Origin of the sequence: Selenomonas ruminantium subsp. lactilytica TAM6421, assembly GCF_000284095.1 — a bacterium.
GTDB lineage: Bacteria > Bacillota > Negativicutes > Selenomonadales > Selenomonadaceae > Selenomonas_A > Selenomonas_A lactilytica.
Map to the genome: position 1 here is coordinate 525520 of NC_017068.1, position 26822 is coordinate 552341.

Below are 26822 nucleotides of genomic sequence, written 5' to 3' on the forward strand. Positions count from 1 at the left end.
ATGAGTTTCCCAAAAGGTTTCCTTTGGGGCGGCGCTGTTGCCGCCCATCAGCTGGAAGGCGGCTGGAAAGAAGGCGGCAAGGGCATCAGCGTTGCTGACGTCATGACCGTAGGTGGCCCGGGCAAGCCCCGGGAAATCACCGACGGTGTACTGCCGGGCAAGATTTACCCGAACCACGAGGCCATTGAGTTTTACTCCCATTACAAAGAGGATATTGCTCTGCTGGCTAAGCTCGGTTTCAAATGCTTCCGCACCAGCATCGCCTGGACCCGCATTTTCCCGAAAGGGGACGAACTGGAACCCAATGAAGAAGGGCTTAAGTTCTATGACGACTTGTTCGATGAAATGCATAAGTACGGCATGGAACCGGTCATCACGCTGTCCCATTTCGAAATGCCTTATCACCTCGTAACGGAATACGGCGGCTGGCGTAACCGCAAGCTGGTGGAATTCTTCGTCCGCTTCGCCAAGGTCTGCTTCGAGCGCTACAAGGACAAGGTCAAATACTGGATGACCTTCAACGAAATCAACAACCAGCGCAATGTCAAGGAGACGTTTGCTCCCTTCACCAACTCTGGTGTCATCTACAAGGATGGCGAAGACCGTTACGCTGTGCTTTATCAGGTGGCCCATCATGAACTGGTGGCTTCTGCCAAGGCTGTTATCGAAGGCCACAAGATCAACCCGGATTTCCAGATTGGCTGCATGCTGGCTATGTCCCCCTCCTATCCGGCAACCTGCAAACCGCTGGATCAGATTGCGGCCCTCAAGGAAATGGATCGCACCTTCTACTACAGTGATGTGCAGTGCCGCGGCCACTATCCCCAGTACATGCTGAAGGAATGGGAACTCCACGGCTATGACATCAAGATGGAAGACGGCGACCTGGCTGCCCTGGAAGAAGGCAAGGTAGATTATTTTGCCCTGTCCTACTACATGAGCTTTGTCAGCGAGTATGACGAGACGAGCCGCCATCTGTCCAAGGAAATCCCCAATCAGTATGTCAAGGCTTCCGACTGGGGCTGGCAGATTGACCCGGTTGGTCTGCGCTACATGCTGAACGTTCTGGCAGAACGCTATGAACTGCCCATGATGATCGTGGAAAACGGCATCGGCCTCCACGAGAAACCGGACGAAACCGGCGTGGTGCAGGATGATGAACGCATTAAGTACTTTGCTGAGCATATCGCTCAGATGAAAAAGGCTATCGAGGAAGATGGCGTCACCCTTATGGGCTATTGCCCCTGGGGCCCCATAGATCTGGTTTCGGCCAGCACCGGCGAAATGGAAAAGCGTTACGGTTTCATCTATGTGGACAAGAACAACAAGGGTGAAGGCACTCTGAAACGCAGCCCGAAGAAATCCTTCTACTGGTATCAGAAGGTTATTGAAAGCAATGGCGAAGATTTAAGCTATTGATGAGGAGGAAGAAAAAATGATGGATATCCGCAAAAAAGCTGTGGCCGCTGCAGTTCTGATGGCTCTGGCCGCTCCCGTATCTGTTTCCATGGACCTCTTTACCCCGGCAGTTGTTTCCGCTGCTCCTGCTACGGAAACCAAAGCCAGCGATGCTTTTGAAGTAGACCTGACCAAGGGGGAAAATGCCCTGTTCGAAGCTTCCAATGGCTGGACCAACGGCATGCCCTTCAACTGCTTCTGGCACAAAGAAAATGTCACCTTCGAAGATGGCGCTCTGCAGCTGACGGTTGACGAATCTCCAAACCCGGCTGCCGACAAGGTTCCGTACTCTGGCGGTGAATATCGCAGCAAGGCCACCTATGGTTATGGCCGTTATGAAGTCGTGATGAAGGCCATCAAGAACGACGGCGTTGTTTCTTCCTTCTTCACTTACACGGGCCCCTATGATGGCGATCCCTGGGATGAAATCGACTTCGAAGTGCTGGGCAAAGACACCACGAAGGTGCAGCTGAACTACTTCCGCAACGGCAAGGGCGGTCATGAAAAGATGATTGATCTGGGCTTCGATGCTTCCGAAGATTTCCATACCTATGCTTTTGAATGGCACAAGAACTCCATCATCTGGTTCGTCGATGGCAAGGAAGTTTTCCGCCGCGAAAATGAAGACCTGCCTGTGACCAAGCAGAAGATCATGATGAACGCATGGCCGGGTAAGGGCGTAGATGATTGGCTCAAAGCCTTCGATGACAGCAATCTGCCGCTGACTGCTGAATACAAATCCATTAAGTACACTCCGTTCTCTGAATAAAATCTAAAGAAAAAATGCCTTCCCCGACCGGGGAAGGCAAATTTTGGGAGATGATTCGAACATGCAGAGTAAGAAAAAGCTTTGTCAACTCGTTTTAGCAGGTCTGGCCATGGTTGGAACCTGCGGTGCAGCAACTTTGGTAGAAGCCGCTGATGCAGGCATGCACGTGGATCAGGTTGGTTATCTCACCGGCCGCGACAAGACGGCCATGGTAACGGATTCCAAGGAAACGGATTTCAGTCTCGTAGATGCCAAGACCAATAAGGTGGTCTATACCGGCAAGCTGTCGGCGGCAAAGGCCGATGCCCTGTCGGAAGAAACCCTGCGCAAGGCTGATTTTACGGATTTCAACACCCCCGGCACTTATAAGCTGAAGGTGGGTAATCGTGAATCCTATGAATTCGCCATCGGGGATAATGTTTACGCCATTCCCGCTGTGCAGACCTGGCGTTCTTACACCCTGTCCCGCTGCAGCACACCCATTGACGATAAGGACGTTACTGGCCTGAAAGTCAAGATGGGCCACCCGCAGGACAAGGCTGCGCAGGTTTACTTCACCGACAAGCTCAACAAGAAGGGCGACAAGGTTGATGTATCCGGCGGCTGGTATGATGCCGGTGACTACGGCAAATACACCACCACGGGTGCTATCGCCGCAGCTGAACTGCTGCTGGCTTACGAAGCTCATCCGGATCATTTCACGAAGGGCCAACTGCTCTTCCCGGAAGGAGTTTCCTATGATAAGAAACTCCCCGATGCGCTCAGCGAAGTGAAGTATGAATTCGACTTCCTCAAGAAGATGATGCGCAAGGACGGCAGCACCTTCCATAAGGTGTCCGGTGCCCAGTGGCCGGGCTTTGACAAGAGCCCTGATTCTGACACCCAGGATCGTTTCCTCTACAGCACTTGCACCGCCAGCACGGCTATGTACGGTGCCAGCCTCGCCATCGGCGCCCGCGTCTATAAAGGCTTGGATGCTTCTTACGCCAAGTCCCTGCAGAAGGATGCCGACAAGGTTTGGAACTATCTTTCCAAGACGAAAGAATCCATCTATCGTGTGGATGAAGGCCAGGAAAGCGGTTCCGGCCCCTACAACGACACCAACGATATTCAGGAACGCCTCTGGATGGCAGCGGAAATGTTCCGCACCACCGGCGACAAGAAATATGAAGACTATCTCAAAGCCAACAAGGCAGAGCTGTTGAAAGCTCCGGGCTTCTTCACCTGGGATAATACCCTTGCTTTGGCACAGTTCGCCTACGCCATTGCCCCGAAAGCCGATGCCGGCTTCCAGGCCGAAGTCAAGAAGGTTTACCTCGATTATGCGGACATGATTGCTGGTAAGATCAAGAATGACGGCTTTGGCTGTGCTCTGTCCAAGGAAGAATACACCTGGGCTTCCACGAAGAATGCCATGACCCAGGGCGATATGCTGCTGATGGCTTACCAGCTCCAGCCCAAGGCTGAATACGAAGAAGGGGCTCTGTCCCAGATTCACTATATGCTCGGCCGCAACTCCCTAGACCGCAGCTTCCTGACCGGCATGGGCTCCAACCCGCCAGAACATCCCCATAACCGCATCCATGAAAGCACCGGCGCTTACGTGCCCGGCCTCCTCGTGGGCGGCCCCAACCATATCAAGGGCGGGGACCCGGATCAGACCAAGTACCTCGAAGAGAACAAAGTCCCTGTGGCTAAATCCTACATCGACGTACTGAGCTCCTGGTCCACAAACGAATACGCCATCGACTACACCGGCACGGCTGCCTATGCCCTGGCATGGTTTGCCAAACCCGTGAACGTCACGGCAAAAGATCTCAAGTTAACCCGGGAATTCCCTTCTATAACTAAATAACCCTTATATCACAAGCCGCCCCCGGTTTTGGGGGCGGTGATTTTTTTTATACGAGCCGCAAATATGCAAGAATCCCATGATAGGAGTTTAGCGGCTCTATCATGGGGAAACTTTGCGCCGTAACGGCGATACAAAATGCGAATAAATAAAAGAAAAACAAATGTACCATTGTTTCAAAGCTATTCAGAATCGTTGTAGAACAAGACGAAGTAATGATATATTAGAATCACCTTAGGGGAAGAGATTGTTTAGAGGAGAAAGGAAGTAGTACATATGTCGCAGAAACAGCGTGCAGATAAGAAGTCTAAATGGCTGCGTTTGGCAGTGGGGGCAGCATTATTGACCGGTGTCAGCGGAGCAATGGTTCCCAGTACGGTTGGTGCCGCAGAAGCTACAGTTACTAATGATGGTACTTATTATAGCGGATTGTGGAAGCAGGACAATCCAGGTGTAGAGGATAAAGATTGGAAATTTGCTGGGGATAATTCGGGAAACACAGTTACGTTCGATGGTTTTGAGGCAGGTTATGATCATTACTGTGCTGCTGGTTCTAATATGGCTGATGGTGAAGGCACTCCTGGAGATGCAGATGTAACAGGTAATACGATTACGATCAAGAATAGCAAAATGTGGGGTAAGGTTGCTGGTGGTTACAGCACTGGCGATCAGGAAGTAAGCGGCAACGTAGTGACCATTGGTGAGGGCACTACAGTGGCTGATGGTGGATCCCTGCAGGTTTTTGGCGGCATTTCGAAGGCTGATTCTCAGAATATCAAGAACAACACGGTCAACATCCTGACGTCGATAACACTTGATGCCTTGAAAGGTGCAGAAAACAGCACTTATAGTGCTGGTAATAACGGCAATACGCTAAATATTGCGGCTAAAAATGTAACAACTCAGTGGTTCGGTGGCTTTGAAAATATCAACTTCTTCCTGCCGTCTGATATCGCTGCTGGTGACACTATGCTGAAGGTCACCAATGAATATGGCACGGATCTGAATGGTGTCAATGTCGGTGTGGCAGCGCAGAGCGGCGTGAAACTGGTAAAGGGAGACACCGTAAATCTGTTGGAAAGTACGAAGCTGTCGAATGCTCCGACAGGAGATCGTAAAATTGATAGTAATATTAAGAACAACATCAAGATGGTAGCTGCTGGTGATGTGCTCTCTGATACAGAATATACTTTTGAACTTGGCTCAACTGACACAACGCTGACGGCTACGGTTAAGGATATTCAGCCTTATACTGGTGATTCGGATGGTGGCGAAGCCAGTAATGTTCTCGGCAGTGACGAGGAAAAAGCTTCTGCCATAAAGACGTCCCAGCGTGTGAAATCTTTGGTGGAGACTCCGGAAGCTGCAGCTATGATGCTCAATAGGGGTTCCGATATGCTTACTGGTGCTGGTTTCACCCAGGCAAAAGTGGCAGCTGATGCATCTGAGGGCGGGGAATTTGCTCCGTTTGCCGCTGTGGGCGGTTCCAATCTGCGGGCCAACAGCGGTTCCCATGTGGATGCCAAAGGCTACAACCTGAATGTTGGTTTTGCCCGGGAAGTCAAGAAGGGCAACAAGACGTATCTGCTTGCTCCGGTAGTGGAATACGGCAGAGGCAGCTATGACAGCTATCAGAATAACGGCCTCAAGGCTGATGGCAAGAGCCGTTTCTGGGGTGTCGGCGTCATGGGACGTCAGACCAACTCCCGTGGCCTTTACTATGAAGGCAGCCTCCGTGCAGGCCGGGTGAAATCCGATTATAGCAGCCAACTCTCAGTTGCAACTCATGCATCCTATGACAGCAGCAGCTCCTATTGGGCTGGTCATCTGGGGGTAGGTACGGTTTCCAAGCTGAAAGGGAACAACACGCTGGATACCTATGCAAAATACTTCTACAGCCATATGGATGGTGATGAAGTTGATGTGAAGATCAACGGTGCTGCAGGTGCTGATCAGATTACATTCGACAGTGTAGAAAGCGAGCGCCTGCGTCTGGGTGCACGTTTTACCCATCATGTAAATGATAACAACAGCGTTTACGTTGGTGCAGCTTACCAATACGAAATCAAGGGCGATGCCCGGGCAACCTACCATGGCTGCGAAACGGCTTCTCCCAGCGTCAAGGGCAGCAGCGGCATGATGGAACTCGGCTGGCAGATTAAGCCGGGCAAGAGCCCCGTATCCGTCGACCTTGGTGTTACCGGCTGGGCTGGCAAGCAGCGCGGTGTTGTGGGCAACTTAGGCTTCAAGTACAACTTCTAAGATAATCCAATAAGATACCCAAAAAAGGATGCGGCAAGTGGAAAGCACTTGTCACATCCTTTTTATTTTAGCTTGTCAAAGTTTGAACTGTCCGATAGCCGTTTGCATATCCGTGGCCATGTGAGCCAAAGCTTGGGAGGCGGCGGCAATCTCTTCGTTGGACGCGGATTGTTCCTCGGTGGCGGCGGAAATGCTCTGGGTGTTTTCGGAGGTCTTGCGGCTGATGCTGTCGATGGAATCCACAGCTGTAACGATATTGCCGGCGCCGGTGGCAACTGTCTCTACGGAGGTGTTGATCTCTTCCATCTGTTGCTGGATGCCGTTGACCATGGACAGGATGCCTTCGAACTGTTCGCCGACTTCCCGGATAGCAGCGGTGCCGGACTGCACTTCGTCTTTGCCGGCCTGCATGACGCGTACCGCTTCGGCGGTGTCGCTTTGGATGGAGGCGATGCGGGCCTTGATCTGTTCAGCGGAATCCTGGGATTCGGAGGCCAGCTTGCGTACTTCTTCGGCGACTACCGCGAAGCCGCGGCCATGTTCGCCAGCGCGGGCGGCCTCGATGGCGGCATTGAGGGAGAGTAGGTTGGTCTGTTCGGCGATGGAGGAGATGGCTTCGACAATCTGGCCAATCTGGTTGCTGTTTTCGCCCAGCTTCTGTACCACTTCCGCAGAGGCCATTACGCTCTGCTCGATATTGCCCATGCGCTTCACGGCGTTTTCCATCAGCTGGGAACCTCTGTGGGCGGCTTCTGCCGTGCGGTTGGAGGTATCGGTGACGGTCTGGGCCTTGGCCGCCATGGCGGTCACATCGGCGTAGACATCGTCCACGTTTTTCTTGGCTCCGTTGATATCGGAGAGCTGCTGTTCCATACTGAAGGAAACTTCACCTACGGTTTCGGCCACATGTACGGCGGCATCTGCCGACTGCTGGGCGTTGGCGGTGAGTTCCTGGGAGGAAGCGGCCACCTGTTCGCTGGTGGTGGCCATCTTGGTGATGAGCTTGCGCAGGTTGGTGCTCATGGTATTGAAGGCTGTAGTCAGTGAACCAATCTCGTCATTGGATTCCACCGGCAGGGTGTCGATGGCCAGATTGCCCTGGGCCATCTGGGTGGCATGGCCTTCCAATTTGGCCAGCGGGCCGATGATGCGCGCGGAAAAGCTCCGGCAGATAAAGCCAATCAGCAGCAGGCCGGCCAAAGTGAGGATGATGAACACCCATTTCAGGTGCACAAGGGAGGCAAAGACAAAGTCACTGGGTACGGATATGCCCATAATCCAGCCAGTGGAGGGCACGGTCTGATAGGCAAATACCTTGTCCACGCCATCAAGGGTAAATTCAAAATAACCTTCGCCGTTTTTGACCATTTCGTCAAAGTGCTGGCCCAGGCCGTTGATTTCCTGGAACTTCTTCATAGGCTCCCCGGCACCGGAGGTGGCCAGGATATTGCCGCTTTTTTCCATGACAATGCCGACGCCCTCGCCGTGATACTTCATCTTGTTGACCTGCTCGCTGATGGCATCGAGAGCGATATCCACGCAGGTAGCGCCGATGAACTGGCCGTTGGCCTTGACCGGTGCAGCTACGGATACCACTAGTTTACCGGTGCTGGCGGCTACATAAGCTTCGGTGAACAATACCTTATCCTGAGCCTTGGCCTCTTTGTACCAAGGGCGTTGGCGGGGGTCGCGCTTGCCGGTCTTGTCCCCGGTGTAGAAGCCCATCCACCAGCCGTCTTCGGTACCGCCGGTCATTTCGAGGATTTCCTTGTCGGAAATGGTGGTGCCCAGAGTCTCCTTGTTGTGCATGATGTCATAGTTGCCGTTGAGGCTGGTCATGTAGTTGGTGGTAGCTTCACCGAAGGCCCGTTTTTCCCGCAGCCAGCCATCCAGTTCCATGGCTTCCCGGGAAACCGTCGCCCGCAATTCACTGTCCACGCTTTTGCCCAGGTCATTGCTGGCCATTATATAGCCAGTAATGGCCACAATGGCCATCAGCAGTCCCATGATGCCCGAGAGCGCCATGAATTTTTGTCGCAAACCCATAAATTTCCCCTCTTTCCTGGCAGGTTTTATCCCGTCTAAAATAAAATTACATCCTAATTGCTTTACTTCGCGAAAGGCGGGCAAAATCCTGCTGTTTCGTTCTGCGCGAAAAATAAAAAACTGCCCCCGGAAGGGGGCAGTGGAGCCACAAGAGATTTCAGAACATATACGCCACGCCAATGCTGCCGCCAATACCGCGATTCTTTCCCGCAGAACCATGGATACCAATGTTCATTTTCCATGGGTTCGTATCCGTGGCTTCCATCTTTATGCCCAGTTCTGCCAGAACGCTGCCGCCCTTGGTACTGCTGGGGCGGATGGCGATGCCGTCCACTTTGCCGGTGGTTTTGCCGTCAAATTCATGCTCATAAGCGAGACCGGCATAGCATTTCCATTGGCTGTTGTTGCTGGCCGTGTAGCGGGCACCTATACGGAACAGCTTGCTGCCGGCTGCATCGATGTCATAGTGGTTGCCCCCTGCGTTGAAGGAGGTATCATTCTTTTTGGCATAAAAGAATTTCCCGTATACATCTAGCTGACGGTGGCCATCATACCGATAAATCTTGCCAATGCCCAAATGGGCACCAAAATACTCTGTGTCCGTATTGTAGCCGTAAGTGCCGTTGGCATCGTCTTTTACATGACCGGTGCGGATACTGCCTTCATAGTAAATGTCCTGAGGCGTGGTCCATTTTGCCAAGATACCTCCACCTGCATAATGGACAGTACCATCGCCGCGGCTGTCGCCGTTTATGGCGGTATAGTTTCCTTTGCCATATTCAAAGAAACCGCCCCATTCCAAGGTGTCATTGCCTAAGGTTTTCTTGGTGCCGATGGCCACGATGGCATTCCATAAGCGGCTGTCCACATGGCTGCCTGTTTCCTGCCGCGTCTTTGAGCCGCCCATATGTGCATAGACCGCTACACCATCAGAGCCTGTATTCTCGGGAGTGGCCAGACCTGCTATGGCTGCACTTACGTTAGCGTTAGCCGCAACGAGAGCGGTTACGTTGGCACTGGTTCCCATTAACACGTTATGGGCAGTTTCGGTGGGCGTAAGGATATTGGAGGTAGCCTTGAATACCAAAGCGTTTGCCGATTCGTCAAAGCTGGCTGCTCCCTTGCCTTGGAGCCCGGACCCAATGGTGTAGGCATTGCCGGTAATCGTTCCTGGTTTGCCGTTAAAATTAGCAACAAGAGTCTTGTCACCATCGGTCAGTTGCGTGAGGTCGGTAAACGTGATTTTGGAAGTGTCCACTGCCGCACCGTCGAAACTTACATTGGCCAGAGTGGTGCTGTGATCCATAAAGGCGGCACCATTATTCCAATTCATTTCCCCAAAGGTCAGGGAGCTGGCTTTATTCGCTGTAACCTTGGCCACAATATTGTGGTTGTCCAGCTGGGCGGTGGTGCTGAGGAGTGCTGCCATGTTCAGGCCGGGCACGGTTGAGTCGTCGGTATACGCGAGCTCATGGGTTTTCGCCGACATTTCCGTTAAGGTATCGTTGGCGGCTAGCAGTGTCATGGTGTCACCTGCGGTCACTTCTGTGGGATTGGTGAAGTTCATGGCAAAGTTTCCTGCAATAGCAGCGTGGGTATAGTCCGGCGTAGTGTCTGTGAGCAGTGTCGTTCCTTTGGCCCAGGTCACCGTATCCAGTGTGATGGTGTTGATGAAGGTGCCATTCTTGTAGACAAGATTCTGGTTGTTATCGCTTACCGTGACACCCTGACCTTGGGTGCCTGTCAGGCCGATTCCGGTTGCGTTGTTGCTGTAAGCCGTTCCATGATACTTATTGGCACCGTTTATGGTATAGCCTGTAAAGTAATTCGCCGCATTGGAAGTCAGGATGGTGGTTTCACCAGTGGCGGTGGGCAGATTCAGCATGCCATCCGTCTCTATGGTGGCTCCTGTGGCCGGATTGACGTTCATGCTGGCAGAAGTGTTGCCATCCCAGTTGGCCAGGTCGATTTTCGAAACGCCGCCGCCAGTAGTGACGGTGTAGAGGACGTTTTTATAGTTGTTGGTGCTATCGAGGGAAACCGTATGATTGGTAGCACCGGAGGTGTAGGTTACGCCATTGGCCAGTTTGTTTTCGCCGCCGTCCACCGTCTTGACAATCTGGCTGGAATGGTCTGTGGTCAGATTGGCTGTCTGTCCGCCGTAATATTTCAGTGTCAGGGCGGATAAATCATTTTCTGTTCCCGAAGCCAGCAGCGTCATGGTGCCAGAGGTGCCGGCTGCTTGCAAGTTTGCAGCTTGCGAGATATCCAGAGCACCAATATTGATGAACCTGTTTGCCGAGAGGACGGTACTGCCCGGTGACCATGCGGTATCAGCAGCGAGCGCAATGGTCTCAAAATTGCGGACGGTACCGGAGACGGTGTTCACACCGGAAAGGTTTAGTTGGTTGCCGGTCGTGATGCTGTTGCTGCCGCCGTAGATATTGCCGCCGGCCGTGGCATTCTTCAGCGTTACCGTATTGTTCGTGGTGGCGCTTTCCTTGCCGCTGTAACCACCGTATACATTGCCCGTGACAGCCGCCCCTGTGATGCTGACCTGGTTGCCTGTGGCAGCACCGCCCTGACTGTAACCGCCATAGGCATTGCCATTAACTTTGGCCGTGATTGTCAGGGTATTGGTATCGGAGCTGTTGTCGTCTACCATTGCCCGGCCACCGTATACATCACCGGTGACTTCTGTGTCCACCGTAGAAGAATTGCTGCCCTGCTTATAAATCTCAGCATTAATGGTATCGTTGGTGGAAGTGAAACGATAGTTATAGTTGCCGGCTGCCACCCATTTTTCCGATTCGGCAGACATGCCCGAGATGCCATTGTTGTTCTTCAGTACGGGATAGAGCAGGCCTGTGGCCCCGATGGCAGTAGCTGCCAGTTCACCGGTTTTGGTAAAGGTGGCACCGCCCAGAAGGGTTTCTCCCATAGTCAGCGTAAGCATGGGCGCGGTGGAAAGCTGGGCGAAATCGACAATGATATTTTGAAAGTTGTGTATGTTGTAGGCTGAAACGCCTTGAGTTGCCAGACGCAGCGTATTATCGCCGCCGGCGCCGGTGGTGGATATATTGCCGGCAGCGTAGAGGGCACTGCCATAGATTCGTGCTTGCGCGAGATTTAGACTGGAGGACGTGCCGGAAAGGGCTACCGTATTGCCCGCGACGGTGGCGGCCGTGACGCTGCCAGAGGCTGCATTACCCACGCCGCCCATGATATAGCCGGAGACATTTCCGCCGGTTATCTTCACGGTATTTCCCCTGGCACTGGCCCCATTATAGGCTGCTCCGCCCACCACGGCTCCGGGAATGAACGTTCCTGTATAGGAATTGCTGCCACCAGTGAAGTTGCCGCCGGTGACAATGGCTGTGTTGTTGGTGACGGTGGCACCGCTGCCCATTGCCGCACCACCTACAATGCCGCCAGTGATAGTACCGCCGGAAAGCACGGCTGTATTTTCCTTTACCGTCATGCTGGTACCGTTAGCAAAACCGCCCACCAAGGCCGTTGGGGAAGCGGCGCCTGTTGTTCCGCCACTGATGTGGGCGGTATTGCCACTGACGGTCTTGCCGGTGCCTTCGGTGGCATAGCCGCCGGCGATGGCGTTGCTTTCCACCGTACCGCCAGAAATATTTACGTTGTTATTCGTGGCATCGCCACTGTAACTCAGGCCGCCCACCAGACCGGATAAGGTGGAGGTGTATCTGGATACGTTGATTGTGCTATCGGTAATATTGACGGTATTTTTGTCCGTATTCGTTCCCATGCCGCCGATGATGCCTTCCGTGGCAGTTACACTGGTGTTGTTTTTCAGGGTGAGGGTATTGTTGCTGGCCGTAGTATTCGCCCAGCCGCCAACGATTGAGGTTATATGGCTGCCACTGCTGGCCACCCCATCCAGAGTCAGGGAATAGCCATCAACGGCTGCTGTGGCGGAATAACCGCCTCCCAGCAGATACCAGCCGTCCCAGTTGCCGCCGGTGATGGTCAAGGAGGTTGCCCCTGTGGTAAGTGCTGTCGGATTTAATGTCGTGCCTGTGGGGGCGGCAGCCGTTGTCATCACCATATTGTTATTGTCCGTATTAATCAATACATTTTTCTGCTGGGCAGTCGTCCCGGATGAACCTGATGCGCCAGATGAGCTGGATGAGCCGGATGAGCCGGAGGCTCCCGATGTCTCCGCTGCCAGTGCGGGGGAACTGCCTGACAAATACAATGCCACAGCCAAGGCCAGGGCGGTTTCTGCCCGCCACCATCTTTTTCCGGATATCTGCTTATTCTCCATGATAAGACTCCTTTCATAGCTATCTTCCATATGTACTATATTCTACGGGGGAGGGGGGACAATCCTGTTGCAAAAAATAATATTCACATATATATGAATAATTGTATAATTATTGTGGATGCTGACAGAAAAGCATAATCCGATTTGGCAATAAGACTGTAATCCTGACAGGAGGAGACTTTATCTTGACTAGATACGGCAATTTTGGTAGTCTAAAGGAGTTGAAATCTACAATCTGACTTTGAGAGGAGTTTTCGTATATGTTTGGTGGAATGGGCAACATGGGCAATATGGCTGGCATGATGAAAAAAGTCCAGAAGATGCAGAACGACATGAAGAAGATGCAGGACGAACTGAAGCGCAAGACCGTGGATGTGACGGCTGGCGGCGGTGCCGTGAAGATTGTCATGAACGGTGAGAAGCAGGTCGTGAACCTCACTATCGATCCGGCTGCTGTAGATCCGGAAGATGTGGAAATGCTGCAGGACCTCATCTCCGCTGCTTTCAATGAAGCCACGAAGAAAGTGGACGACATGATGGCCTCGGAAATGGGCAAGCTCACCAGCGGCCTTGGCCTGCCGCCGGGACTGTTCTAAGGAGCAAGCGTGCAGTACATTGCCCCGCTGGCAAAGTTAATAGAGCATTTTCGCGCACTGCCTGGTATCGGAAACAAGACGGCAGTGCGCCTTGCTTATCATGTGCTGGATATGGACGCGGAGCAGGCGAAGAAACTGGCAACAGCCATTATCGAGGCCAAGGAAAAAATCGGCTATTGCAATACCTGTTTTAATTTAAGCGACCAGAATCCCTGCGCAATCTGTGCGGCGGAAGAACGCGATCACTCGGTCATCTGTGTAGTGGAGCAGCCTCAGGACGTGGCGGCTATGGAACGCATGCGGGACTACCGCGGCGTCTATCATGTGCTCCATGGTGCGTTGTCCCCCCTGGAAGGCGTTGGCCCGGATCAGATCCGTATCAAGGAACTTTTGGGGCGGCTCACCGATGACACGGTAAAGGAAGTAATCATGGCTACCAATCCCAATGTGGAGGGGGAGGCCACGGCCATGTATCTGGCCAAATTGTTGAAGCCTATGGGAGTAAAGGTCACACGAATTGCCCATGGTCTGCCCATCGGCGGCGACCTGGAATATGCGGATGAAGTGACGCTCTCCAAGGCGATGGAAAACCGGAGGGAAATCTAAATGGAAATTATCGCTGCTTTTGCGGTGGGGCTGATTGCCCTGTGTTTGATTGGCAAGCTCGTTTCCTTGCCGATGAAGCTCTTGTGGAAGATGATCACCAACAGTATTGTTGGTGCGGTGGTCCTATGGGTGGTCAATATCTTTGGCGCCGGTGTGGAAATCACCTTCCTCAAGGCCCTGATTGCAGGTGTCCTGGGCGTGCCGGGCGTGATAATCGTCCTACTTATGAAATAAAGAAAGAATAGGTACTGTCTCCTATGTGAGGCAGTATTTTTTTGTCTCAAAATGATAAGTTAAGAATAATTAAGAGATAATTAGAGGAAGATTAGGATAAACTTATAAATAAATTAGGAAAAAATTAAGGAAAAATTAAAATTTAATAAGAAAATCCCTTTTGAAAAACAAGTTTACATGTTATACTAAGTTACGTTAGTGGCAAATTGGTCATATGATTTGTGTATTTATTGTGGGTAAATGTTCGCACGTGAGATATATGGCTGATTGTGCACGCACAAAAGGAAAAGGAGATTTTTGAAATGAAGAAAAAAGCTTTAGGAATCACTTTGACGCTGGCTATGGGGCTTTCGGCCCAATTCGTTCAGGTTGACAGCCTGATGTCCGGGAATATGTCCCAGGCTGTGGGGATGCAGCAGGCCGAAGCCGGAATCATGAATGGTTTTGCAGGCTCTATCGACAAGATGAAGCATAAGGCTGTGTCTGATGTTAAGAAGCAGGCCAAGGAGACTGTCAAAAAGGCTTTGAATGTGGATATGAATGGCATGAACGATCATATCCGGGCCATGAAGGCACATCTGGAACTGGCTACCCATTTCACGGCTGGTGCTCAGTACAAGCTGGAAGAGGCTGCAGGCCTGCAGAATAACAGCCATTTCGCTGAAATCGGCAACATTGCCAATGTGTCCCGTTCCAATTTCAGCGATCTGGGCAGTTCTTATCGTTATGCTGCGATTCCTGGAGTTGATGAAAATATCGGCAACATGATTGAGACGAAATTGAATTCTCAGGATGAAACTGCCAAGAAGAAGACGTTGGAACGTTTGTCCTGGGCTAAGGAAGATCGTTCCATGGCAACCTGGTACAAGGCTCTGGCACTCCGTGATGCAGTTTTCGTAGTCAAGGAAGCGGCCAAGGGCGTAGCACAGGCAGGCAAGAGCGGCAGCTATCAGGATGTACTCAATACGTTGAAGCATTATCAGGCTGTGGCCAATGATACGCAGTCCATCTGCAAGAACCTGGGCAGCAAGACTGGCGCCATGGACAAAGCACTGAAAAAAGTTGATGCCAACAATAATATCAAACCGCCTTCCAAGGAACGTCAGAAACAGATCGCTAACAGCATCATGCCGGAATAAGCCTAGGGGATCAACAAGATGAATTATAAAAAAATCGTGGGTTCCCTGCTGGCCGCAGGTATGGCTCTGACCATGTCAGTGTCCCCGGCCCTGGCTAAGGACAGCAGTCTTCAGATCGGCTGGATGCCGGAAGTATATACCATGGGATCTGGACAGGATAATCTGTTGGACAAAAGCCCTGCAGCCAGACAGAAGATAAAGGATGCAATCAGTGCCCGTCTGAAGGCGCTGGCTGCTGCCGGGAAATTGCCCTTTGTCGTGAAGCAGGGAGCGAGCAGCAATCTGAATAATATCCAGGAGAGCTTCTCCGATGAAGTCCCGCTGGCACTGCTGCCCATTGTAGCGGTGGATGAATCCTTTGATACGCATATCAGCGTCGGCGGCATGAATGCCTGGCGCCATGTTATCGCCAGCGGCATCAATATGGCCATTTGCAGTGCTGGTACAGCGGATGATGAAGGCATGAAGGTGCTGGCTGTCGTTCCGCTGAACGGCTATACGGTTATCGGCGATCCCAGTGAGAATGGCGGCAAGATTATGCCGCAGCCGTTGAACGATCAGGCTAAGAGCAATATCTATGCATCCCTGACGGTGGATATGATCAAGAACATGGATTTCAACACCGTAGCCAAAGCGCTCAAGAATTGGCAGAAAGACAAGATTTCGCCTGTGACCACCCAGGTGGCGGATGTGAAGATTTCCTCGAAGAAAGCGCAGGAGATCTTCCATGGTCATGGCATAGAGTTGAGAAACTTGATTGCCAATACCTATTCGGCCGAGTATCAGAAAACCAGCGGCAAGCTGGTGATGCCGCCGCGTACGGCTGGTGCCTTCTACGAGAATGCCCAGAAGGGCCTCTATGCTTTCGAGATGCACAGTCCTTCCGGCAAAGTGCGGGTTTCCATGGGCAAGCCGGACAATGAGGTCTATCTGGATATTTCCGGTGTTGCCCAGGCTGAAGTGACGGGGAAATCCGGAATTCGCAAGGATATCCTCTACAAGGCCTGGCTGAAGAAGGTGACGAAGGACGGCAGGGAAGAGGCTGTGCTCGATGATTACATGGTGGAACCGCAGTTCAAGAAGCAGGATTCCAGCATCGGTGTCGATAAAAAGGATATCTTCACTCGTCTGGAAATGAAGCTGGCCAAGAAAATGGCCGCCCAGAAGAGGTAAATGTTGATGAAGAGAAAATTATTATTGAGCAGTATCCTAGGCTTTTCCCTGCTGGCTGGCGGCTGGCTGAATCCTGTGGCCTGCCATGCGGAAGTGGTGACAGGGCAGGCTGCCATCGTCAATGGCGATATGGCCAAGGCCAAACAGGATGCGTTGAAGGATGCCATGCGTTCCCTGCTGGAACAGAAAGTCGGCGTGCAGGTCACCAGTGAAACCCAGGTGGAAATGGGCATGGTGGTCCGCGATGAAATCCTGTCCCGTTCTACGGGCTGCATCCTGGTGAACAAAGTCCTGCGGGAGTGGCAGAGCGGTGGCGTATATTGCGTAGAAGCTGATCTGTCGGCCAATGAGAAGCAGATCGAAACCACCGTGGCTGATCTGAAATCCCGCCTGCAGGCTTTAGGCAATCAGCAGACCAGCCGTTCCACGCTGGTGCTGGCTGTCAGCGGCCGTGATGAAAATGGCAATCCTAAACCAATCGAATCTGTGCGCAAATACATTCAGGCCCGTCTGGGTGCGCAGGGCTTTACGGTAGGTGCTGATGATGAGATAAATAATTATCTTGATAAGCAGACGGATCTGGATAATCCTCAGGTTGGTGTGGAAGTGCGCCGCCTGGCCCGCAACAGCTTCAGCGGCGCCAATGCCATCCTGCGCGGCACATTGACCACCCAGAAGGCTGTGCGTCAGAATAGTTTCTATGAAGCTATGGTCCATGCTTCCTTCGAAGTCGTGGGGATCGACAGCAATCTGTCCGACAGTTTTGATGATTATTTCACGGCTGTAGATGCCGATAAGGATAAGGCTATTCAAAAAGCGAATGAGATGGCTGTCAGCAAGGCTGCAGAATCTCTGGGCAAGCAGGCTCTGAGTACGGTACAGACAGAATCCCAGGGGGCTGACCGCCTGTTGAAGATGGTGCTGGTGGTGAACGGCATGACTGACCGCAATACCCAGCTGGCAGCTCTGCGCCAGAAATTGGGCGGTCTGCGCTGCCGCATCATCCGTTCCGGCTTCATGGGCGGGACGCTGCAGATGCTGGTAGAGGCCAACGGCTATGCTACCACCGATGATCTGTCGGCAGCTATCTGCAGTGCAGCCGGGCTGCAGCCGGGGGATAGCAACCAGAATGCTGTCGGTGCGAATAAACTGTATTTCAGTTATTGAGTGAGGGCAGATTGATGAAAAGAATAGTAAAAGCAATGATCTGTACCCTTTTGGCCTTTGCCTGTTTTATGCCACAGGTTATGGCAGCACCTGTGCCGGTGAAGGCGCGGGGAACGGCTGCGGCTGGCGATAACGTCCATGCCCAGCAGGATGCCCAGAAGAAAGCTGTGTATCGTGTTCTTTCCACGATGCTGGATAACAGCGACAAGACAAATGATGTAGCCAATAAGATTATGGCGCATTATCAGGAGTATACAGGGAAAACCACGATCAATAAAAAAATCACGGAGCAGAACAAGCTCTATATCAGCGCCACGGTCATGGTGGATGCAGACAAGCTGCGCAATGCCGTCCATGACGGTGTGGCCAAAGAGCAGAAGGTGCATCGTGATGATGTGAGTGCGTTCCTGATCCGGGTAGTGGATGAGAAGGGCAATATCGTCCCGGAGGGCAATATTGCCGTGCAGAAAGTTTATGAGACCACCTATAAGAACCGCGGTTTCAGCACCGATACGGCAGATGATTTCAATACCTGGGTGCTGAATCACAAAGAGGCTTATGATGGTTACGTCCAGCAGACGGCAGCTAAGGTGTTGTCTGATTATATGTCCGTGACCACAGCGGTAATCGGCGAAGTGCGGATCATCAGCTGTCAGGAAACGGCGGAGGCTTTCAATGTGGAAGCCAAAGTCAGGTTGAAGGCTCTGGATATGGTCAAAGACGGCAAGGTGGTGGCAGATTTTGCCGAGGATTACACGCTGGCCGTCATGAAGGATGCCGGCCGTCAGCAGGCCATCAATCAGTTACTCTATAAGGCGGCTATGAATTCTTCCACATATCTGGCAGAACAGACGCTGGCTTATTGGCATAAATAATTTTATATACATAGGGAGATGTAAGCATGAATCGTATTTGCAAAGCAATGCTGTGCCTGGCAGGAAGCATGATGTTCCTGGCCGCCAGTGCAACCTCGACTTTTGCCATGGGCAATGGTACGGGTGAGATCGACTATGAAGGCGGCGTGGTCCGTGCACAGGGCATGGGCATTGCCCCCGCTAAGGCAGTGAACATGGCCCAGGCCCGCATCATGGCCCGCCGTGCAGCTGTAGTAGATGGCTGGCGTCAGCTGGCTGAAACGGTCAAAGGTGTGGATATTGACTCTGAAACCACGTTGGAGATGAACATGGTACAGAGCGATGTGGTCCGCTCCAAGATGTCCGCCTCCATCAAGGGCGCTCGCGTCGTGGAAGAACATATGGAAGCAGATGGCGCTTATGTGGTGACCATGGAAGTGCCGATGTTCGGTGTTTCCGGTTCCGTTGCTGCCGCTGCTATGCCGAAACCGGAAGTGAAGGAATCCTTCCCGCAGCCGGTGGCGGATGTAGCTCCTGCTGCTCCTGTAACGCACTCTGTCCATGTGGATGTGACGGTCAACACTCAGGCACCTGCACCGGTACAGGGGACGAGCGCTGCTGCTGCTCCCTCCGGCAAGGCTGTCGGTGGTTTCACTGGCCTGATTGTGGACTGCCGTGGATTGGGCCTGAAGCCGGTTATGAGCCCGGTCATCAAGAATGCCAACGGCCAGCCCATCTATGGTTATAAGAACCTGGACTATGATGGGGTTATCGCCAACGGCATGGCTGGTTATACCAGTGATATGAGCCGTGGCGTTTCCCGTGCTGGTTCCCATCCGTTGGTGGTGAAGGCCGTGAGCCTGGACAACCACAATGGCAACCCGGTGCTGTCTGTAGCCGATGCCAACCGCGTACTGATCGAAAACGGTGCAACGGGCTTCCTGGATAAGACCAATGTGGTATTTGTACGTTAATTATACGTATTTCTAATAATAAATAATTATAAATTAGCGGGGATTGTGCTATAATCATAGTGGAGAGCTATTCTGAAAGGAAGATGACCACTATGTATGAGTACAATCCCCGTTCTTTGCGTGCAGAAGAGTTTATCAACGATGCGGAAATCCAGGAGACACTGGCTTACGCAGAAGCGAACAAAGAAAACTATGAACTGATTGACGAGATTCTGGAGAAAGCCCGTCCCGTGAAAAAAGGCAGCGGTTATGTGTGCCGTGGCCTCAGCCACCGGGAAGCGTCCGTGCTCCTGGCCTGCGAAAATCCGGAGAAAATTGCCCGGATGTTTGCGATTGCCGAGGAGATCAAGCAGGCATTCTATGGCAACCGCATCGTGCTGTTTGCACCCCTTTATCTGTCCAATTACTGTGTCAATGGCTGTGTCTATTGTCCCTATCATGGGCAGAACAAGCATATCCCGCGCAAGAAGCTCACCAAGGAGGAAGTGAAGGCGGAAGTCATCGCCCTGCAGGATATGGGGCATAAACGCCTGGCGATTGAGGCCGGGGAGGATCCCGTAAACAATCCCATCGAGTATATCCTGGATTGTATTCATACTATCTATAGCATCAAGCATAAGAACGGTGCCATCCGCCGGGTTAATGTCAATATTGCCGCGACCACGGTGGAGAATTATCGCAAGCTCAAGGAAGCGGGTATTGGCACCTATATCCTCTTTCAGGAAACCTATAATAAAGAAAGCTACGGCCGCCTGCATCCCACGGGGCCGAAGCATGATTATGCCTACCATACCGAAGCCATGGATCGCGCCATGGAAGGCGGCATTGATGATGTGGGCATCGGCGTGCTCTTTGGCCTTGATGGTTATAAATACGAGTTTGCCGGCCTGCTGATGCACGCCGAACACCTCGAAGCTGTGCATGGCGTTGGCCCGCATACGATTTCCGTGCCGCGCGTGAAAAAAGCCGATGATATCGATCCGGAGGCTTTTGATAATTCCATCAGCGATGAGATTTTCACGAAGATTGCGGCCTGCATCCGTCTGGCCGTGCCCTATACCGGCATGATCATCTCCACGCGGGAGTCGGAACAGGTGCGCGAAAAGATGCTGCAGGTGGGCATCAGCCAGGTCAGCGGCGCCAGCCGTACCAGCGTGGGCGGCTATACAGAGGAAGAACGTCCCACCGATACGGAGCAGTTCAATGTATCCGACCAGAGAACGCTCGATGAAGTTATCAAATGGCTGATGGAAACGGGCCATATCCCGTCCTTCTGTACGGCCTGCTATCGCGAAGGCCGCACCGGGGATCGCTTCATGAGCCTTTGCAAGAGCGGCCAGATTGTCAACTGCTGCACCCCGAATGCCTTGATGACACTGACGGAATACCTCACGGATTATGCCAGCGAGGAAACGAAAGCCTTGGGCTATAAGCTCATCGATGAGGAACTGAAGAAGATTCCGAGGGAAAAAGTAAGAGAAATTGCCGCAGAACATATCGAAGCCATCAAACATTCGGATAAGCGGGATTTCCGGTTTTAACGATATCTAGGGCTGACCAGTCACTTTTTGATTGGTCAGTCTGTTTTGTTTGGTTAATTTTCCTGTTTGCGGTATAATTAAAGGGACATTTTTGCAAAAAGGCATTGGAGGAACAATGATAACTGTTAAAAATTTTGTGGCGGCATTAAAATATATGCAATTTATAGAAAGCGATGGCGGGTATGCAAAATATTTCCCGGAGTATGACGATTATCTGAAAGTGGATTGGGAAAATAGAAAGCTGATTTACCCGGAGAAGATAAAGGGGCGGGAACGTAACGCTTATTTTGATGAGGCCCATAAGGAAAATATGGTGGTCTTCGAGTGTGTGAATCGTTTGTTGGATAAGGGGTATCGCCCAGAGCACATCGAGCTGGAAAAGGAATGGCACTTAGGGCATGACGCTAAAAGCGGCCGAGCTGATATTTGTGTGACCGGAGCTGACGGAAAGATGCTCTTTATCATTGAGTGTAAGACAGCGGGCCGGGAGTATGATAACGAACTGCGCCAAACACTAATTGATGGAGGTCAGCTTATCTCATACTGGAAGCAAGAAGATGCCTGTCAATGGCTTTTGCTATATGCCTCTGATTGGGAAGATAATCGGATTACCTATCGAACAGACAGCATCTCTTGTAATGACGATAGCAATATGCGGATTGCGCAAAAACAGGACAGTTCCATAAAACTCTATGATGATGCACATACTGTGGAGGATCTTTTTGCTGTTTGGGATGAAACTTATGAGAAACGCCTGTTTGGTGATGTGGTTTTCCGTGATGATACTGTAGCCTATGAGATTGGGGCCAAACCCTTGCGGAAGAAGGATTTGCGGGATTTCAGTGAAAATGACAGAGTGGTAAACCGTTTTGAAGAAATTCTGCGTCACAACAATGTTTCGGATAAGGAAAATGCTTTTAATCGTTTGATTGCCCTCTTTATCTGCAAGCTGGTGGATGAAATTCAAAAAGATGAAGATGATGAGGTGGAATTTCAGTACAAGGTAGGTACGGACACCTATGAAAATCTACAGGATAGGTTACAGCGCTTGCATCGTGACGGCATGGAGAAATTCATGCGGGAACAGATTTTCTATGTAGCTGATGATTACGCAGAAAATTTAATCCAGCAATATACGGGGCAAAAAAGAAACAAGCTGATAGCGGAACTGAAGAAGACTCTGCGTAGTTTGAAATTTTATACCAACAATGAGTTTGCCTTCAAAGATGTGCATAATGAGGAGCTGTTTTATCAGAACGGTAAAATACTGGTGGAAGTAGTACAACTCTTTGAAGAATATCGTATTATAGGTTCTCGTGACCTGCAGACACTGGGGGATCTTTTTGAGCAACTTTTGAGCAAGGGGTTCAAGCAAAATGAGGGGCAGTTTTTTACACCTATGCCAATTACTCGTTTTGTATGGGACAGTTTGCCTTTAAGCGAGATATTGCGGAAAAAAGAGCAGGAATATCCCAAAATCATTGATTATGCCTGTGGAGCTGGGCACTTTCTTACCCAGGGGTATGAGGCGGTAACTGCCCTAGTGCAAAAAGATGAACATGCTTGGGTGAGCGAAAAATTGTATGGTGTAGAGAAGGATTACCGTTTGGCTAGAGTGTCCAAAATCTCCCTCTTTATGCATGGGGCTGGCGATGGCAACATTGTATTTGGCGATGGTTTGGAAAATTACGTGGATAAAAATATCCGTCCGCATAGTTTCGATATTTTGGTGGCTAATCCACCCTATTCGGTGGCGGCTTTTAAGCCGCATTTGAAATTGAAGGACAATGATTTTACCATTCTGCCCAAGATAAGCAACAATGGTTCGGAGATAGAAACGCTTTTTGTGGAGCGCATTGCCCAGCTGTTAAAGCCTCAGGGAGTAGCGGCTGTGATTCTGCCCAGCAGTATTCTAAACAAGGAAAGCGAGAGCTTTATTGCTGCTCGTGAATCTCTGTTGCAAAATTTCCACTTGCGCTCTATCGTGCAGTTGGGGAGCAAGACTTTTGGCGCAACAGGGACGAATACGGTTATTATGTTCCTCGAAAAGTTTGCAGAGCCGCCGAAAAAGATTGACCTTTGTGAGGACAGCGTACAGGCCATATTGACAGCGCAGAGCTTGGAGGACTGGGAAGATAAGGATATTCTTGCGGCATATTTGGATAAAATTCAAGTAGAGAGGAACCTTTACGGCGAATTTGTAACCCGGCAACGTAACTTCAGTGACTGGGCAGATGTACCTTATATAGATGCATATACTCAAGCATTCCTATCCTCAGCAGAATATAGCACAAAGGTTAAGCAAAAGGGCTATCAGGCCAAGAGCGAGGAAGAAAAATTGGAGTGGTGCAATGTTGCTTTCTATGAATTTGCCATCGGCAAAGAAGCGGAAAAGCTTCTGTATTTTTCCTTGGCTTATGGACAGACCACAGTAATTATCACAGCCCCGGACGACAACAAGGGACAGGAAAAATTCCTGGGCTATGGATGGAGCAATCGTAAAGGGCAGGAAGGCATCCAAATCAAAAAGCTGGGAGGATTGCTGTATAATCCGCAGGACAGGCAAGCCGCAGATACATTGGCAGCCGTGGTTCGTGCGTCCTTTGGAACGCAGGAGGAACTGACAGATGATTTGGGGGAATATTATCACTACATGTCAACAACAGATATGCTGGATTTTGGCAGCGTGAATTTTAACAAGGCCATCAAAACCACAAAAGTGCGTCATCAGGTGATAAAGGAAGGAATGACGGCTTACAAGCTAGATGGTAAGGAGTTTTCCGTCAGCATTGGAAATCGTGTAGTGGGCACAGAGATTGAAGAAGATGGCGAATATCCCGTGTATAGTGCTAATGTTTTTGAGGAATTTGGCCGTATCAATAGGCAAAACTTGACAGATTTCAGCCAGCCCTCGGTTATCTGGGGCATTGATGGGGATTGGATGGTCAATTATCTGCCGGAAAATTATCCGTTCTATCCTACGGACCATTGCGGCGTAATTCGGGTAAATACGGATAAGATATTGCCGAAATACCTGGCCCTGGCTTTGCAGGTAGAGGGCGAATACGAAAGATTCTCTCGCAGCAATCGGGCATCTACGGCAAGAATAAAGAGATTGACTGTACAAATTCCCAGCGTTGCTGTGCAAAGCAAAGTGGTGGAGGAAATCGAAGTCATCGATTCGCAGATGACGAAACTGGAGCAGGATATAAAAAAATGTGATGAGGATATTAAATCACGGTTTGTAGAGATGTTTGGCAACCCACATCACAGCGAAAAATATCCGTACAAAAAGGTACAAGAGTTTACAGAAGTTAGAAGTGGTGGAACTCCAAGTCGCAAGCAAGACGCTTATTGGACGAATGGAACCATACGGTGGGTAAAGACTGCGGAGCTTCAAAACAACGAGATTTATGATACTGAAGAAAAAATAACACAAGAAGCAGTAGATAATTCATCAGCAAAGATGTTACCAGAAAATACGATTCTAATTGCCATGTATGGGCAGGGAAAAACGAGAGGTATGACTGCATATCTTAAAGTTGAAAGCACCACTAACCAGGCATGTGCATGTGTATTACCATCTGATGAAATAAATCAGAGATATTTGTGGCGGTATTTTATGATGTCATATGAACAGCTACGAGCAATGGCATTAGGGGCTGGTCAGCCGAACTTAACTGGAGAAATGATAAAGAACTTCCCTGTCCTTATGCCACCATTAGAATTACAGGAAAAGTATGTTTTATTTGCTGAGCAGGCCGACAAATCGAAAAATGATGCGCAAGAGAAGATTTCAAAGCTAAAGCAGGAGAAGAAAGCGGCAATTCAAAAATATTTTAAGTGAAGGGAGACAAATTGTTTTTATGGAGAAACAACTTATATTGAACGAAATAAACATCCATCATTTTAGAGGAATAAATGAACTAAAAATAAATGATTTGTCCTCTGTAAATGTGCTTGCTGGACCAAATAACTGCGGAAAAACCAGCGCATTAGAAGCAATTCGTATTCTGTCCAACCCCAGTGATATTGGACAGTTGATTCGTCTTTCTACCATAAGAGCCAGCGTATCGTCAGAAGCTAGAAAGAAAAATATTGTCCAATATTTGCAAAGTGTTTTTCAAAAAGATACAGAATCTGATGAAGCAAGTGCATCGTATCGTATTAAAATCGGAGCCAATATAAAAAATACAGAATATCTTTATGAAGCCGGTGGTACTGTTGGAAAAATAACAAATACATCAGGCGAACCGCAAACAATGATGGATTTATCTGTAAAGATATCAAATGCATCTAATAAGAAACCTAAATATAAATATGATAAAATTATAAATAATGCAGATACGCTATTCACAGCTGATGAAAACGATTTATATCATGCCATGTATGTGTTTTCTGGTGTGAATTACTACCGTGCTACTGCCTATGCAATAAAAGACTATATCATAGATAATGGCAAGGATGATTTGCTAGAAATTCTTAAGCCGTTTGATGATACCATTAGGGATATTAGTATCATAGATGAAGAGATTTACTTGCATAGTAATATAAATGGAACTCTCCCATTGTTTTCATATGGTGCTGGCATGCAAAAAGCTCTTTGTCTGGCTGTTGAAATTGCCTATTGTAAGCATGGTATCATACTGGTAGATGAAATTGATAATGCAATACATGTTTCGGCATTTAGAGATGTATTCTATTGGTTCTTGAACGCTTGCAGGAAATATCATGTACAGGCATTTATTACTACGCATAGTGCAGAAGCTTTAGATGCGATTTTATCTATTGCACATAGCCATTTCTCACAGGATGATTTATTACGTGTCATTACCTTGAGGAAAGATAATGCTTCGCAAATCACGAGAAGCAAGATACGAACTGGGGAAGAAGCATATAACGACCGAGAAGATTATGAATTGGAGCTGCGAATATGAAATCCGTTATATTATGTGAAGGTCAGGACGACCTTTGGTTTATTTCCTATTTTCTGCATAAAGTCGATGGATGGATGATGGACAATAGTAAGTCCTTGTGGACAAGTTATAAGATCCCGGAAAATAAATCTAGCCGCAAGGTAATTTATATGAAAAAAGATAATGATGGTGTTGCTATATGGAGTGTAGGCGGAAAGGATAGTTTTGCAGAACCTTTACATATAATAATCGATAAATTTGTAAAGGAAATACCATCAGCATCTCCGGAGTCTGTTGTTATTGTGCGTGATAGAGATAATGATGATGAGAAGGAAATATTGGCTGGTATGGCTGAAAATATAATAGATGGTTTGTCACTTCGAAATAATACTTCAACTATGTGCAATATAGAATGCCCCAATGGAGAAATAGCATCTACGAAAATTACGCCAGTAATATTTCCTTTTTATGAACCAGGTGCAATAGAAACACTTTTAATGAATGCAGTTAAAGAGAAAAACGAAAGTGGTAAAATAATTTACGAAGAAGCACAAAAGTACGTTTCGTTTTTTGAAAATAATGACGATGTTCGGAAAAATTATATAAAGAGCACTAGATTGGTACTTAAAGCAAAATATTCTTCTATGATTGCGATTACAAATCCTGATCATTCCACAGGGCTTTTTAAGGATATGATGCTATCGACTCCTTGGGAAAAATCTGCTTATGTGCAAAAACATTTCAATGTTATATTGAAAGCAATTACACCACTAAAAGAGCATGCTAATATTACAAAATAACCCTGGTCATTGCTGATGAGGAGTATATCTGCCAGGTGCCCGAGGCCATCGATGGGAAAATTTAATGGCATCAGCAAAGTGTGTATGGGGCTGTGCATAAGATTTCTCATTCATGCAATAGCTTCTTTTTGTGGCGTGGTT

18 protein-coding genes are annotated in these 26822 nt (G+C 49.7%); 16 read left to right on the plus strand and 2 right to left on the minus strand.

The window, feature by feature from the left end; genetic code table 11:
• From SELR_RS02440 to SELR_RS02455, 4 genes are all read left to right on the plus strand, one after another.
• Positions 1 to 1419 carry a 6-phospho-beta-glucosidase gene (locus tag SELR_RS02440; protein ID WP_014423614.1) on the plus strand — a complete coding sequence of 473 codons (1419 nt, stop codon included), beginning with the start codon at positions 1 to 3 and terminating at the stop codon, positions 1417 to 1419.
• A gap of 16 nt (positions 1420 to 1435) precedes the next feature.
• Complete coding sequence (gene bglS / locus SELR_RS02445; protein WP_014423615.1) at positions 1436 to 2227, plus strand: beta-glucanase; 792 nt, start codon at positions 1436 to 1438, stop codon at positions 2225 to 2227.
• 61 nt (positions 2228 to 2288) lie between these two features.
• On the plus strand, positions 2289 to 4082 hold the full coding sequence (locus tag SELR_RS02450) for a glycoside hydrolase family 9 protein (RefSeq protein ID WP_014423616.1): 1794 nt from the start codon (positions 2289 to 2291) through the stop codon (positions 4080 to 4082).
• A 273-nt stretch (positions 4083 to 4355) separates the two neighbouring features.
• On the plus strand, positions 4356 to 6341 hold the full coding sequence (locus tag SELR_RS02455; protein ID WP_014423617.1) for an autotransporter outer membrane beta-barrel domain-containing protein: 1986 nt from the start codon (positions 4356 to 4358) through the stop codon (positions 6339 to 6341).
• Positions 6342 to 6416: 75 nt separating this feature from the next.
• Here SELR_RS02455 and SELR_RS02460 read toward each other — a convergent pair whose 3' ends face one another.
• Together SELR_RS02460 and SELR_RS02465 are read right to left on the minus strand one after the other, a co-directional pair.
• Positions 6417 to 8387 carry a methyl-accepting chemotaxis protein gene (locus tag SELR_RS02460; protein ID WP_014423618.1) on the minus strand — a complete coding sequence of 657 codons (1971 nt, stop codon included), beginning with the start codon at positions 8385 to 8387 and terminating at the stop codon, positions 6417 to 6419.
• A gap of 157 nt (positions 8388 to 8544) precedes the next feature.
• A complete protein-coding gene (locus SELR_RS02465; protein ID WP_158645768.1) occupies positions 8545 to 12681 on the minus strand; it encodes a hypothetical protein in 4137 nt (1378 codons plus the stop codon).
• A gap of 260 nt (positions 12682 to 12941) precedes the next feature.
• Here SELR_RS02465 and SELR_RS02475 point away from each other — a divergent pair, with 260 nt between their 5' ends.
• From SELR_RS02475 to SELR_RS02530, 12 genes are all read left to right on the plus strand, one after another.
• Positions 12942 to 13277, plus strand: coding sequence for a YbaB/EbfC family nucleoid-associated protein (locus SELR_RS02475; RefSeq protein WP_014423621.1), 336 nt, complete (start codon positions 12942 to 12944; stop codon positions 13275 to 13277).
• A 9-nt stretch (positions 13278 to 13286) separates the two neighbouring features.
• The gene (recR, locus tag SELR_RS02480; RefSeq protein WP_014423622.1) at positions 13287 to 13883 is read left to right on the plus strand and encodes a recombination mediator RecR; all 597 of its coding nucleotides are present in this window, start codon (positions 13287 to 13289) and stop codon (positions 13881 to 13883) included.
• A complete protein-coding gene (locus SELR_RS02485; RefSeq protein WP_014423623.1) occupies positions 13884 to 14117 on the plus strand; it encodes a pro-sigmaK processing inhibitor BofA family protein in 234 nt (77 codons plus the stop codon).
• 302 nt (positions 14118 to 14419) lie between these two features.
• Positions 14420 to 15256, plus strand: a complete 837-nt coding sequence (locus SELR_RS02490) for a hypothetical protein (RefSeq protein WP_014423624.1) — start codon at positions 14420 to 14422, stop codon at positions 15254 to 15256.
• 18 nt (positions 15257 to 15274) lie between these two features.
• Positions 15275 to 16429, plus strand: a complete 1155-nt coding sequence (locus SELR_RS02495; RefSeq protein ID WP_014423625.1) for a hypothetical protein — start codon at positions 15275 to 15277, stop codon at positions 16427 to 16429.
• Positions 16430 to 16435: 6 nt separating this feature from the next.
• Entirely contained in the window at positions 16436 to 17596 is a 1161-nt protein-coding gene (locus SELR_RS02500) for a flagellar assembly protein T N-terminal domain-containing protein (protein ID WP_014423626.1), read from the plus strand.
• Between the two features lie 14 nt (positions 17597 to 17610).
• Positions 17611 to 18471 (plus strand): hypothetical protein, encoded by an 861-nt coding sequence (locus SELR_RS02505; RefSeq protein WP_014423627.1) that lies wholly within the window; start codon positions 17611 to 17613, stop codon positions 18469 to 18471.
• A 26-nt stretch (positions 18472 to 18497) separates the two neighbouring features.
• On the plus strand, positions 18498 to 19424 hold the full coding sequence (locus tag SELR_RS02510; protein ID WP_014423628.1) for an LPP20 family lipoprotein: 927 nt from the start codon (positions 18498 to 18500) through the stop codon (positions 19422 to 19424).
• A gap of 92 nt (positions 19425 to 19516) precedes the next feature.
• Entirely contained in the window at positions 19517 to 20965 is a 1449-nt protein-coding gene (gene hydG / locus SELR_RS02515) for a [FeFe] hydrogenase H-cluster radical SAM maturase HydG (RefSeq protein WP_014423629.1), read from the plus strand.
• 91 nt (positions 20966 to 21056) lie between these two features.
• The gene (locus SELR_RS02520; protein WP_197537162.1) at positions 21057 to 24812 is read left to right on the plus strand and encodes a restriction endonuclease subunit S; all 3756 of its coding nucleotides are present in this window, start codon (positions 21057 to 21059) and stop codon (positions 24810 to 24812) included.
• Positions 24813 to 24831: 19 nt separating this feature from the next.
• Complete coding sequence (locus tag SELR_RS02525; RefSeq protein ID WP_014423631.1) at positions 24832 to 25902, plus strand: AAA family ATPase; 1071 nt, start codon at positions 24832 to 24834, stop codon at positions 25900 to 25902.
• The gene (locus SELR_RS02530) at positions 25899 to 26681 is read left to right on the plus strand and encodes a DUF3226 domain-containing protein (protein WP_014423632.1); all 783 of its coding nucleotides are present in this window, start codon (positions 25899 to 25901) and stop codon (positions 26679 to 26681) included. Before SELR_RS02525 ends, SELR_RS02530 begins: the two co-directional genes overlap by 4 nt.
• The last annotated feature ends 141 nt before the right edge of the window (positions 26682 to 26822 follow it).

Excerpts from the sequence above, each read along its gene's own strand:
- SELR_RS02440 (WP_014423614.1), top strand. The coding sequence starts at position 1 with ATGAGTTTCCCAAAAGGTTTCCTTTGGGGCGGCGCTGTTGCCGCCCAT.
- bglS (WP_014423615.1), top strand. The coding sequence starts at position 1,436 with ATGATGGATATCCGCAAAAAAGCTGTGGCCGCTGCAGTTCTGATGGCT.
- SELR_RS02450 (WP_014423616.1), top strand. The coding sequence starts at position 2,289 with ATGCAGAGTAAGAAAAAGCTTTGTCAACTCGTTTTAGCAGGTCTGGCC.
- SELR_RS02455 (WP_014423617.1), top strand. The coding sequence starts at position 4,356 with ATGTCGCAGAAACAGCGTGCAGATAAGAAGTCTAAATGGCTGCGTTTG.
- SELR_RS02460 (WP_014423618.1), bottom strand. The coding sequence starts at position 8,387 with ATGGGTTTGCGACAAAAATTCATGGCGCTCTCGGGCATCATGGGACTG.
- SELR_RS02465 (WP_158645768.1), bottom strand. The coding sequence starts at position 12,681 with ATGGAGAATAAGCAGATATCCGGAAAAAGATGGTGGCGGGCAGAAACC.
- SELR_RS02475 (WP_014423621.1), top strand. The coding sequence starts at position 12,942 with ATGTTTGGTGGAATGGGCAACATGGGCAATATGGCTGGCATGATGAAA.
- SELR_RS02485 (WP_014423623.1), top strand. The coding sequence starts at position 13,884 with ATGGAAATTATCGCTGCTTTTGCGGTGGGGCTGATTGCCCTGTGTTTG.
- SELR_RS02490 (WP_014423624.1), top strand. The coding sequence starts at position 14,420 with ATGAAGAAAAAAGCTTTAGGAATCACTTTGACGCTGGCTATGGGGCTT.
- SELR_RS02495 (WP_014423625.1), top strand. The coding sequence starts at position 15,275 with ATGAATTATAAAAAAATCGTGGGTTCCCTGCTGGCCGCAGGTATGGCT.
- SELR_RS02500 (WP_014423626.1), top strand. The coding sequence starts at position 16,436 with ATGAAGAGAAAATTATTATTGAGCAGTATCCTAGGCTTTTCCCTGCTG.
- SELR_RS02505 (WP_014423627.1), top strand. The coding sequence starts at position 17,611 with ATGAAAAGAATAGTAAAAGCAATGATCTGTACCCTTTTGGCCTTTGCC.
- SELR_RS02510 (WP_014423628.1), top strand. The coding sequence starts at position 18,498 with ATGAATCGTATTTGCAAAGCAATGCTGTGCCTGGCAGGAAGCATGATG.
- hydG (WP_014423629.1), top strand. The coding sequence starts at position 19,517 with ATGTATGAGTACAATCCCCGTTCTTTGCGTGCAGAAGAGTTTATCAAC.
- SELR_RS02525 (WP_014423631.1), top strand. The coding sequence starts at position 24,832 with ATGGAGAAACAACTTATATTGAACGAAATAAACATCCATCATTTTAGA.
- SELR_RS02530 (WP_014423632.1), top strand. The coding sequence starts at position 25,899 with ATGAAATCCGTTATATTATGTGAAGGTCAGGACGACCTTTGGTTTATT.